The 11,609-nt window shown below is 67.3% G+C and carries 8 protein-coding genes and 1 pseudogene; 4 read left to right on the plus strand and 5 right to left on the minus strand.

What is annotated here, in order from left to right:
- Positions 1-98: 98 nt before the first annotated feature.
- Positions 99-973 (minus strand): annotated as a pseudogene (locus ACFYML_RS18385) (IS5 family transposase).
- 238 nt (positions 974-1,211) lie between these two features.
- Here ACFYML_RS18385 and ACFYML_RS18390 point away from each other — a divergent pair.
- The gene (locus tag ACFYML_RS18390; RefSeq protein WP_387421734.1) at positions 1,212-2,672 is read left to right on the plus strand and encodes a hypothetical protein; all 1,461 of its coding nucleotides are present in this window, start codon (positions 1,212-1,214) and stop codon (positions 2,670-2,672) included.
- A gap of 179 nt (positions 2,673-2,851) precedes the next feature.
- Positions 2,852-3,169, plus strand: coding sequence for a hypothetical protein (locus ACFYML_RS18395; RefSeq protein ID WP_387421735.1), 318 nt, complete (start codon positions 2,852-2,854; stop codon positions 3,167-3,169).
- A gap of 239 nt (positions 3,170-3,408) precedes the next feature.
- Here the strand turns inward: ACFYML_RS18395 and ACFYML_RS18400 are convergent, their stop codons facing one another.
- Genes ACFYML_RS18400 through ACFYML_RS18410 form a run of 3 tightly spaced genes read right to left on the minus strand, consistent with a single transcriptional unit; the run spans position 3,409 to position 6,483 of the window.
- Positions 3,409-4,173 carry a carbohydrate ABC transporter permease gene (locus ACFYML_RS18400; RefSeq protein WP_387421736.1) on the minus strand — a complete coding sequence of 255 codons (765 nt, stop codon included), beginning with the start codon at positions 4,171-4,173 and terminating at the stop codon, positions 3,409-3,411.
- Between the two features lie 59 nt (positions 4,174-4,232).
- The gene (locus ACFYML_RS18405; protein ID WP_387421737.1) at positions 4,233-5,192 is read right to left on the minus strand and encodes a carbohydrate ABC transporter permease; all 960 of its coding nucleotides are present in this window, start codon (positions 5,190-5,192) and stop codon (positions 4,233-4,235) included.
- A 1-nt stretch (position 5,193) separates the two neighbouring features.
- Entirely contained in the window at positions 5,194-6,483 is a 1,290-nt protein-coding gene (locus ACFYML_RS18410; protein WP_387421738.1) for an ABC transporter substrate-binding protein, read from the minus strand.
- Between the two features lie 277 nt (positions 6,484-6,760).
- On the opposite strand from ACFYML_RS18410, the gene ACFYML_RS18415 reads away from it, so the two are divergent.
- Both ACFYML_RS18415 and ACFYML_RS18420 read left to right on the plus strand, forming a co-directional pair.
- Positions 6,761-7,789 carry a LacI family DNA-binding transcriptional regulator gene (locus ACFYML_RS18415; protein WP_357447120.1) on the plus strand — a complete coding sequence of 343 codons (1,029 nt, stop codon included), beginning with the start codon at positions 6,761-6,763 and terminating at the stop codon, positions 7,787-7,789.
- A 50-nt stretch (positions 7,790-7,839) separates the two neighbouring features.
- On the plus strand, positions 7,840-9,954 hold the full coding sequence (locus ACFYML_RS18420; RefSeq protein WP_387421739.1) for an alpha-galactosidase: 2,115 nt from the start codon (positions 7,840-7,842) through the stop codon (positions 9,952-9,954).
- A 120-nt stretch (positions 9,955-10,074) separates the two neighbouring features.
- On the opposite strand, the gene ACFYML_RS18425 is transcribed toward ACFYML_RS18420, so the two are convergent.
- Entirely contained in the window at positions 10,075-11,211 is a 1,137-nt protein-coding gene (locus ACFYML_RS18425; protein ID WP_387421740.1) for an RNA-guided endonuclease InsQ/TnpB family protein, read from the minus strand.
- Positions 11,212-11,609 lie beyond the last annotated feature (398 nt).

The following is an 11,609-nucleotide window of genomic DNA, read 5'->3' on the forward strand; positions in this document are numbered from 1 at the left end:
GCTTCCGTCTCCACGACACGCCGAATCCACAAAGGACCATCACGGCCGCCGAGACGTCAGGGTTAAAGAACAAGCTTAGAGCCTGGTAAATAAGGGGTTCAGGTGTGTTGGTGTCGGGCGAGGCGTCGGGCCATGACGATGATCATGGCCCATTGGACCATCGCGGTGTGGTGTTCAAGGAGCCGTTCGTAGTCGCGGACGGTGCGTCGGCACCGGTTGATCCACGAGAAGGTGCGTTCGACCGCCCATCTGCGGTGCAGGACCACGAAGGTGGTCTGCCCGGCGAGTTTGGCGACGATCCGCACGGTCAGGGCGAGGTGGGTGGCGGCCAGTCGACGAGCTTGCCGGCGTAGCCGCTGTCGGCCCAGACCATGCGGATGCTGGGAAAGCAGGCGTGTAACGCCTGAAGGAGAGGGCGGGCGCCGTTGCGGTCCTGGGTGTTGGCGCCGGTGATCAGGATCGCGAGGAGCAGGCCGCAGGTGTCCACGGCGATGTGTCGTTTACGGCCGTTGACCTTCTTCCCCGCGTCGTAGCCGCGGCTGGCCCGCCCGACGGTTTCCGCGCCGCGTACCGACTGGGAGTCGACCAGCGCGGCCGTCGGCTGCCGGTCGCGGTCCTCGACCTGGGCGCGGACCTGTTCCCGCAGGCTGTTGTGCATGCGGTGCAGCGTTCCGTCGGCGGTCCAGGTCTTGAAGTAGTGGTAGACCAGCTTGTGGTGGGGGAAGTCGGCCGGTAGCGCGTCCCACTGGCAGCCGGTGCGGTCGAGGTAGCGGATCGCGTCCACGATGTCGCGGCGGGGGTAGATGATCGGCCGGCCACGTCCGGTGCCGGCCGGGACGTGCGGGGCGAGCACAGCCCACTCGGCGTCGCTGGTGTCGGACGGGTAGTGCCGCGGCCGGCCGGTGGGCAGGTGAGCATCGAGGGAGGCCTGGGTGGTGGATGCGGCAACACCGGCGACAAGGTATACAGACAGGGTTGGGCCTTCGGTCGTGCTGGTTTAGTCGCCTTTGCTCGTACCGGAGGCCCTTCCTCATGTCACGCCACCACGCTGACACCACCGCCGCAGTCGATCCTCACGGCGCACCCCCGACGGCCTGAAACCCTTATTTACCAGGCTCTTAGACGCGTGGTCGGAGGCGCCGTCGAGCTACCACAACCTCGGGGACTGGCGACGGGTGGGATACCGGCGCGGAGCCATCCAGCCCTCGCCGGTGGTCGACAGCGTCACGCCTGCCCAGAGCTTGGGCATCCGCCCCGACACAGGTGTCGACGTCAGTAGCGCTCTTCAGACAGCGCTGGACCGACTCGGTGCGGCCGGTGGGGGCGTTCTCAAGCTGGAGCCCGGGCGATACGTTCTCGACCGGCCCCTGTTCGTCAGCGACTCCAACGTGGTCCTGAGAGGGGCAGGCAAGGGAAAGACCATCCTGTACTTCTCGCGTCCCCTGCGTGAGTCTCTCGACGGGGGTGGCAACAACTGGTCATGGACGGGCGGCCAAATTTTCTTCATCGCCCGCGAGCGGCTGGCCAAGTCGTTCGCCAACGACTTCGCGGCCGAACTCAGCGAGTGCTTCCTGTGGGGTTCTACCCTGGCCGCAGTCGCGCCGGCGACCCGCGGCGCCGACGTCCTTTTCGTCGACTCCACCGCCGATCTCACGGCTGGTGAAATGGTGGCTCTCGAGGTAGATAACCCATCGAACTACAGGCTGCTCAAGGAGATGGCTGGCAACATCGGCGGAGCGAACACGTACGATTGGGCCAGGTACGGTGCTCGCATCGCGACACCGACTGCCTTCGAAGATCTCCAGGCCTGGCGGTGGCCGGTCAAGGTCATCGAGATCCTTTCTCCCCGGTCAGTGCGGATCGAGCAGCCCCTGAGGATTTCCATCCACCGAGAGACGCCCGCTCGGCTGCGCGAACTCGGGCCGACCATCCATGACAGCGGGGTGGAAGGGCTGACGATCGAGAACAAGCTCATCCCGCAGACGGCCCACAATCTGCACCCCGGCTCGAACGGGGTATGTTTCCAAGCGGTCTACGACTGTTGGGCCAAGGACGTCCACGTCCTCAATGCCGATGTGGCCTTCGGACTGACGGGTGCCAAGTCCTGCACCATGTCCGGGATCTCCGCCGGTGGCCGCTCACTCCACCACTTCGTCGCATGCCGGATCCTCGCTCATGACAACCTGATCGAGGACTTCCACCTGGAGGACTTCACCGTCCCTGCGGTGCGCGGCAGCGTCCTTCACGGCCTCAACCTCGAGGGGCTTTCGAGCGGCAACGTATACCGACGGGGTCTCATGGAGACAGGCCTCTTCGATACGCATCGACAACTACCCTTCGAGAACCTCCGCACCGACATCACCGTCACCAACAAGGATGCGGGCGTCGGAGGCGCAGGCGACGCTGGGCCCTACTTCGGATGCCGCATCGTCCACTGGGGCATCCGTGTCACCAACGACAAAAACTTGGGCATGGAGGTCTCCGACGTAGCACCAGCCTCCCTCACCGCAGGGATTACCGGCCTCACCAGCCCTGGTTCGGGTGGGCTCGACAAACCGTCTGCTCACGGATCATTCACCGGAGACATCGAATCCGAGAGCCTCGGCTTCGGCACGGACCTTGGCCAGGGGAGTGACCTCCTTGACCTCCAGCGTGCCATTGCAGCCGTGTAGTCGTTACGACTTGGCGCGCGAAAGCTGAGCGGCTCCGGTTCGGTCATGGAAGCGGCCGTGCGGGGCGATCTTGATGTGTCGTCAGGATGGGCCCGCACGGCCTTGTCGCATCGCATCTTCACCGGGATCCTGCACCGCAGGCCAGCCAAGCTGATCACCGAGTTGGCCGCAGCAGTGCGGTGCGTTCTCCAAGACCCCGACCGGCACGTCCGCGAGCGGCCAGCGACGCCCTCGACTCGGCCGGCGGGCCGGTGGCGGTCGACGCGCTGCTGGCGTTGGCTGCCGACGAGGACCCGCAATTGCGGGTCCAGGCCGCCAACGCGCTCCCGAAAGCGGTCGACTCGGACTCCAGCGTGACGCCGCAGCTGGCAACGCGGGCGCGAGACGACGAAGCCGCGGTCCGGGCGGCCACCATCAGCGGACTGGCCAGCACCGGTCGCAGGCCATCACACGAGGAACAGCTCCTGCTCGAGTTGACGGAGACCCGGCCCCGATAGTCCGCCAGCGGATCGCGGTCGTGGCGCGACGTCTCGCGCCCCGACGCCGCCCCGACCGAGCCTCGCATGATGGGTTGGCGAAACCGCGTCGGATCCTTGACGCCATGGTCGTCCCTCCACGTGTCGTCTAACGAGCCCGTGGGTCGGTCGAGATGTTGGCCGCGGGGCACACGTGGCCCAGTTCGGCGAGGCCCGTCGGGTAGGCGGCGCGGAGTCTGACCCGCCGCCTACCCGACGCCCTAGCCCTTGGTGGCGCCGCCGGTGAGCCCTTTGACAAAGTGCTTCTGAAGCGCGAGATAGAACGCGAGTACCGGGAGCGTCGCCAGGAACATCAGCGCGAAGACCGAGCCGAAGTCGGACTGGTATTGGCCGATTGAGCGGTAGACACCGGTCGTCACGGTCGTGCCTCGCCCGGGGCCAAGGATGATCAACGGGTCGATGAAGTCGTTCCAGATCCACACTCCCAGGAAGATCATCACGCTGGCGCTGGCTGGCCGCAGCAGTGGGAACACCACGCGCCAGAACACCTGGGCGCGGCGCGCCCCGTCGACCTTTGCGGCCTCCTCGAGTTCGATGGGTATGCCGCGGATGAAGCCGGCGAAGACGAACATGCCGAAAGGTAGGTAGTAGCCGACGTTGAACAGCACCAGCCCCTGCACCGTGGCCATCAGGTGGCCGGCTCGCAGAACATCGGTGATGGGGATGAGGATCACCTGCGGCGGGATCATCAGCCCGGCGAGCAGAACCAGGGTCAGCGCCCTCGCCCACCGGCTGCGGCTGCGGGCGAGGTAATGGCCCAGCATCGCCGACAGCACGATAAGGACGACCACGGAGACGGTCGTGACGATGACGCTGTTGGTGAGGCTGACCCAGAACAGGTGGTCCGGTCGGGTCAGCACGGCCTTGATGTTGTCCACCGTCGGCGGCCAGGGCAGTGACGCCGGGGAGCCGGAGATCCGGTCGCCGCGCTTGAACACGTTCGTCAGGACAAGGTACAGCGGCACGAAGAACAGCGCGGTGAGGGTGAGTGCGGTCGCCGGGCGTATCCAGGGGATTCGGTCTTTCACAGGTCGATCTCCCTTCTTCGCAGGATCCAGAGGGCGACCGCCGTTGTGACGCCGACGATCACGAGCATGGCGACGGCCATCGCGGAGGCGTAGCCGACGTGGTTCGCGTCGAAGCCGGTCTGCAACACGTCGAACGCGATGGTCGCGGTGGTACCGGCACCCGGGCCGCCGTTGGTGATCACCTTGATGTAGTCGTAGGTCTTGAATGCCGAGATCAGCAGGACGACGGTGTTGATCGTCAGCGCGGGTGCGAGCAGCGGCCAGGTCACCGCCCGGAACCGGCGTACCGGCCCGGCACCGTCGATGGAGGACGCTTCCTGCAATTCCACCGGTACGCCCTGCAGCCCCGCCAGGTACACCACGACGCAGAAGCCGAGCATCTGCCAGGAGATGATCGACGCTACCGAGTACAGCGCGTAGTCGGGATCCGACAACCAGGCGGGCGGTTGGTGGACGCCGAGCGCCCGCAACGCCTGGTTCACCAGCCCGTCGGTGTCGAGGAGGCGAGTCCAGATGACGCTGACGACGACCGAGCTGAGGATCATCGGCGTGAAGAACACGCTACGCATCGCGTTGTAGAACCGGCCGGGCTTGTCCAACAGCAGCGCGACCAGCAGCCCCAGTACGTTAGGAACGATCACCACAATCAGCGTCAGGATCGTGGTGACCCGCAGCGCCGTGTGGAATTGCTCGTCGTCCAGCAGCATCCAGTAGTTGCGCAGTCCGACGTAGCGCCGCGGCGGGTTGAACGGGTTCGCGTTGGTCAGGCTGTATGCAAAGCTCATCGCGATCGGTGCCAGCACGAAGCAGGCGTACACCAGGACACCGGGGGCGCCGAAGACCGCGAAGTGCGCGAGCTTTTCCCAGACCGCTCCGCGTCGGTGCCGGGTCGCCGGGCCTCCCACCTGCTTGCGGGCGGCCGGCGGGCCGGTCGGTATCTCCGTGTGCTGGACCACCTCAGCTCGCCTTGGCCCATTCGGTGTCGAGGTACGTGGCCGCCTCTGCGGCGGTCTTCCGGCCGGTGATCAGGTCCTGTGCCGCCGCGTCGACCTTGTTGGCCATGCCCGGGAGCAGGCCATCGTCAGCGGTCTCCCACCGGAAGGCGTGCACGACCGCGTTCTGCGAGACGGCCTGCTGGTAGAGGTCGTAGCCCGCCTTGTAGACGGCGCCCGTGTCGGCCGGCGGTGTGTAGCCCTTGATGGCCGGGATCAGACCGTCGGCCTTCACCGAGGCGTCCAGCTGGGCCTTGTCGAGCTGGAAGGCCAGCGCGAAGCGCTTGGCGGCGTCAAGGTTCTGCGCCTTCGCGCTCACGATCATGCCGCCACCGGTATAGGCCGGGACGACCAGGCGCCCGTCGGCGGTCGGGAAGTTGAAGACGCCGATGTCGAACGGGTGCTTGGCATCGGCGTTGGCGGCAAACCAGTTGCCCATCGGGTACATCGCGCCCTTGCCGTCCAGGAACGCCTGCTCGGTCGCGGCGTAGTCGCGGGACACGTCGGACTTCGCGATGTAGCCCTTCTGCGCCAGCTCCGCGAACTTGGCCAGGGCCGCGGTGAAGTCCGGGTCGCTGAACTTCACCTTGTCGGCCCGGCGCTGGGTCAGCCAGTCCGGGGTCTTGCCGTAGACGTCGACACTGACGATTCCGGACAGGATCATCGACGAGGCGAAGGTGTCCTTGCCGCCACCCGCCACGAACGGTGTGACACCGGACGCCTTCAGCTTCACGCAGGCGTCGAGTAGCTCGCTCCAGTTCGTCGGCGGCGCGGTGATGCCGGCGTCGGCAAACATCTTCTTGTTGTAGTAGACCGGCGGGATTGTCTGGGTGTTGGCCGGAAGCTGGAAGTACTTGCCCTTGATCGGGTTGGCGGTCGGGTAGACGAAATCCTTCAGTTCCTCGGGCTGCCATGCGTAGAGGTTGCCCGCCTCGGCGAACCCGGCCGGCGAGACCGCGATCATGACGTCCGGGAACTGCCCGGACTGCAGCAGTTGCTTGGCGTAGTCGGTGCGCCCGTCGGCAGTGGGCGCCACGAGCTTGGTCACCTTGATGTCCGGGTTCTTGTCGGTGACGCGCTTGATCGCGGCGTCCCAGTAGGCAGGGGTGAGGTTGGGCGTCTCGAAGGTCAGGAACGTGATGGCCTTCGTCCCCGATCCGTTGTCTGTGCTGGTGGTGCTGCAGCCTTGCAGCGCAGCGCCGGCGATGAGCGTTGCCGCGACAGAGAGCGCCTGTCGTCTTGTCAGCGATGTCATGGGGTGTCCTTCCAAGCGCCGAGGGTGGTGGGACGGGCCGGGATGGGGGCGGGGCCCGCCGTGAACGCGCGTACATTGCTGAGCGACGGGGACGTTACGCCGCACGTACTGCGGCGTCAACGGGTTGAAGAGGTAACAGTCCGCGACTGTTGACGGGCTTCATTCGACGGCCTGATACTGACGTCCGATCTGATGTACGCGCGTTCAAGCACGACGGAACGCGCGCTCGCCGCGTCTGCCAGGGCGGCGGTTGACGAGCCGAATCGGAAGGTGGGCGATGGCCACGAGCGAAGAGGTGGCACGCCTCGCGGGAGTCTCGCGGGCGACGGTTTCGCGCGTCCTCTCAGGCACGGCGAAGGTCAGGGACGCCACCCGGATCCGCGTGGAGGCTGCCGCAGCAAGCCTCGGGTACCAGCCGGACGTGGCGGCGCAGAGCCTGTCCGGCGCCCGCTCGAAGGTGATCGCTCTGGGCTTCTTCGCCAACGACATCTGGACGCTGTCCGAGCTGACCCGGCCGCAGTACCACTTCTACCTCAACGTCCTGCACCACATTGAGGCGGCGACCGCCGAAGCCGGCTACGACCTGCTCGTGCCCTCGCGCCCGACCAGTGCGGCCAGCGACAGCTATGTCCGGCTGCTGCGCTCCCGGCGGGTGGCCGGCACCATCATGGTCGCCTGCCCGCCGGGCGACGTACGGATCCAGGCATTGGTCGAGTCCCGGCTGCCGACGGTCTTCGTCGACGCGGTCGGCACGGGGCTGCGCGCCACCTCGGTGGCATCGGACAACGCTGACGGGGCCCGACAGGTCACCGAGCACCTGCTGGGGCTGGGCCACCGCCGGATCGCCCGGATCACCGGCACCGAGACCGACCCCGCCGGCCGCGATCGGCTGGCCGGGATCCGCGCGGCGCTCGCTGCGGCCGGCGTCCCCGAAGACCCAGGTCTCGCCCGCAAGTCGGACTGGTCCACGGAGGGCGCCTACCGCGCCGCACTCGATCTGTTGGCGACCCGGCGGGACTTCACGGCGGTCGTCGCCGAGAGCGACATGATGGCGATCGGCATCCTGCGCGCGTTGAACGAGCACGGCCTGCGCGTGCCCGATGACGTATCGGTCACCGGGTTCGACGACATCGACCTGTCCGCGTACATCCTGCCGCCGCTGACCACGGTGCGGCAGGACACCCAGGCCATGGGCTCCGCGGCCGTCACGGCGCTGCTGGACATCATGCAGGGCGCGACGCCGCCGCCGATCGTGCTGCCCACCGAGGTAGTCGTCCGCCACTCGACCGCCGCCCCGCGCCCATGACGGCCGTAGGGAGCGGTGGCGACACCTCGCGACAGAGCCCCGACGTCGTCGTGCTGACCGCCGCAGGCACAGCGCTGATCCTGGACATCACCGGCCACCGGGTACCCCGCGTCCTGCATTGGGGCGCCGACCCAGGGGCCGTGGACAGCTTCGACGAGCTGGTCCTCGGCAGCTTGCCATCGCCCCCGGTGGCGTCCGTCGAGGTTCCGGTGCTGCTGCGGCTGATACCTCAGCAGTCCGACGGCTGGGTCGGGCGGCCAGGTATCGCAGGACACCGGGACGGTCGCTTCCCGCATCTGCGCCTAGAGCTGGTACGGCCGGTCACCGTCGAGACCGACGACGAAGGCGGCGGCGTACGGATCGAGGCGCGCGACGCGGAGGCCGCCGTATCGGTCCGCACCGAGGTCCGGATGGACAGATCCGGCGTCGTGCGAATCCGCCATGAGGTGGTCAACGACGGCCCGGAGGTGTTCGCGCTTGGATCCGTAGCCTGTCTGCTCCCGGCCGGGAACCAAGCGACCGAAGTGCTCGACTTCAGCGGGCGCTGGTCTCGGGAACGTGCTCCCCAGCGCGGTCCTCTGCGACACGGACTGGCCGCCCGCGAGTCCCGCCGCGGCCGCACCGGCCACGACGCTACCGGCCTCATGGTGGCCGGTGAGTCCGGCTTCGGGTTCGGCCACGGCGAAGTTTGGGCGGTGCACGCCGGATGGAGCGGCGACCACGTTCACTACACCGAACGGCTACCCGAGCACGGACCGGTCCTCGGTGCCGGGGAGCTGCTCGCCGCAGGCGAGATCAGGTTGGCCCACGGCGAGTCTTATCAGAGCCCGTGGATCTACTTCGCCTGGTCGGGCGAAGGGCTCGACGGGCTCGCCGACCGCCTGCACCAGCACCTGCGCGACCGGCCGAGTCATCCCCGCACACCCAGGCCGGTGATGCTCAACACCTGGGAGGCGGTCTACTTCGACCACCAGCTTGACAAGCTCAGCGAGCTCACCGAGCGCGCGGCCCGCGTCGGGGTGGAACGGCTCGTCCTGGACGACGGCTGGTTCGCCGGGCGCCGCGACGACACGGCCGGCCTCGGCGACTGGACCGTCGACCGGTCGGTGTGGCCTGAAGGGCTGCACCCGCTGGTGAAGCAAGCCAAGGCCTTGGGCATGCAGGTGGGGCTTTGGGTCGAGCCGGAAATGGTGAACCACGACTCCGACCTCGCTCGAGCCCATCCGGACTGGCTCCTGTCGGCGCCTGGCCGCGCCGCCCTTCCGCACCGCTCGCAGCAGGTGCTCGACCTGGCCAGGCCCGAGGCGTACGCCCACATCCTGGCCTGCTTGGACGCGCTGGTTGACGAATACGAACTCGACTACTTGAAGTGGGATCACAACCGCGATCTGTTGGAGGCGGTCCACGCCGGGACCGCTGGCGTTCATGCGCAGACCCTCGCCGTGTACCGGCTCCTGGACGAGCTCCGGGACCGGCATCCCAGGCTGGAAATCGAGTCGTGCTCCTCCGGCGGCGCGCGGATCGACTACGGCATCCTTGAGCGCACCGACCGAGTGTGGGCCTCCGACACCATCGACCCGCTGGAACGGCAGGCGATCCAGCGCTGGACCGGACTGCTGCTACCGCCCGAACTGGTCGGCTGCCACGTCGGCGCGGCCACGGCCCACACCACAGGACGCACCACCGAACTCGCCTTCCGGCTGGCGACCGCGTTGTTCGGGCACGTAGGCATTGAATGGGATCTCACCGCCTGCACCGACGCCGAACTCGACGAGCTGGCCGCCTGGGTCCGTCTGCACAAGCGACTCAGGCCCCTGCTGCACACCGGACGGACCGTCCACGCCGACCACCCGGATCCGAGCGTCTGGCTGCACGGCGTCGTCGCGGCCGACCGACGGCACGCCGTGTTCAGCCTGGTCCAGCTGACCACTTCGACCGATTCCGTCCCGGCCCGCCTCCGATTCCCGGGCCTGAATCCGGACTTCCGCTATACCGTCAGGATTTGCCCGGAGATCGGCGTGCCCACTGGTTTCCCCGCACGTCCCGTTCCCTGGGTCGCACGGGGATCGATCCGCCTTCCCGGATCTGCGTTGTCCACCGTCGGGCTGGCCGCGCCTTTGCTCGATCCGGCCCAGGCTGTGGTCCTGGAGCTCAGAGCGGATTGACATCCTCCCGGCCCTGAAGGGGCCGGGATTCCCGCGGTTGCCCGTGAGGTTTCCTGTTTCATTGCCGACTGCCTGTCCGGGAGGATTTCCTTGAGGTCTTCTGTCAGCTCCGCAGGCGTTTTACCTCTCCGCCAGCCCGGCGGCGAGGATGTTCTTGGCAGCGTTGATGTCCCGGTCGTGCTCGGCCTTGCAGCCGGGGCACGTCCAGGAGCGGTCGTTGAGTGCGAGGGTGGTGTTGATCCGCCCGCACGCGGAGCAGGTTTTGGACGTGGGCAGCCACCGGTCGACGGGGATCACCTGGCGCCCGTACCACTGGGCTTTGTACTCCAGCATGCTGCGGAACTGGCCCCAGCCTGCGTCGGAGATGACGCGGGCCAGGCGGCGGTTGCGGAGCATGTTACGCACGCTGAGGTCTTCGATCGCGACCGTTTGGGTCTCACGGACGAGTCGAGTGGTCAGCTTGTGCAGATGATCCCGCCGCCGATCGGCGATACGGGCATGGATACGGGCCACTCTGAGCCGGGCTTTGGCCCGGTTGTTGGAGCCCTTCTGTTTGCGGGCCAGGTTCTGCTGCGCCTGGGCCAGCTTGCGCCGGTCGGTCTGCCCGTACCGCGGGTTGGCGACCTTGCCGTGCTCGTCGCTGATTCCGGGGATCGGGTGGGACAGGGTGAGCAGGCTGGTGATGCCTGCGTCCACACCGACCACGGCCGCGACCGGCGGCAGCGTCTTCACGGTCGGGTCCTCGATCAGGATGGATACGAACCAGCGCCCGGCAGCGTCCCGGGACACGGTGACCGTGGAGGGTTCCGCCCCTTCGGGCAACGGTCGGGACCACACGATGTCCAGCGGGGCGGTCATCTTGGCCAGCGTGAGCCGGCCGTCACGCCAGCGGAACGCGGAGCGGGTGTATTCGGCCGACGCCCGGGACTTGCGCTTGGACTTGAACCTCGGATACCGGGACCGCTTGTCCCAGAACGCCACGAACCCCGCCTGCAGATGCCGCAGCGTCTGCTGCAACGGCACCGACGACACCTCGTTCAGGAACGTCAGCTCCTCGGTGCGTTTCCACTCGGTCAGCCACGCCGACGACTGCACGTAGGTGGTGCGCTGACGATCCACTGCCCACGCCCGGGTGCGCGCCTCGAGCGCCCGGTTGTAGACCAAACGCACGCACCCGAACGTGCGGTTCAACTGTTCGGCCTGTTCAGGAGATGGATAGAAGCGGTACTTGTACGCCCGCTTCACCACATCCCCCACGCCTCACATTTACCGTCCATGTAAGACGCTCATCGCAAGGGAGGGGCGGCGTTTCCTCCCGGCCGTAAACGGCCGGGTTTCCACGCCGCAAATCCGATGAACACCAAGCCACGCATCCACGCGAAAGGTGGGCGTCCCGGTTGGTTCGGGAAGGCCCACTGGCGGGCGACCAGCCGTCGATGCCAGCGCATGACCGTGGCCGGGGTGACCAGCCGGGGCAGCTTCAGCGCCCGGGAGAGGAGCCTGATCAGGGTGGTGAGTACGGCACGCACATACATCGGATCATTTGCCGTGTCTGGCATCCTCTTTGCGGGGCCGGCGGTTCTTGTCATTGACAGACATCCGATGTTCTCTGCATACTCTCGGCTTGGAGGCCCCGGGGCCTGACGTCCGTGGTC

Origin of the sequence: Micromonospora sp. NPDC007230 (assembly GCF_042869115.1) — a bacterium.
Lineage (GTDB): Bacteria > Actinomycetota > Actinomycetes > Mycobacteriales > Micromonosporaceae > Micromonospora.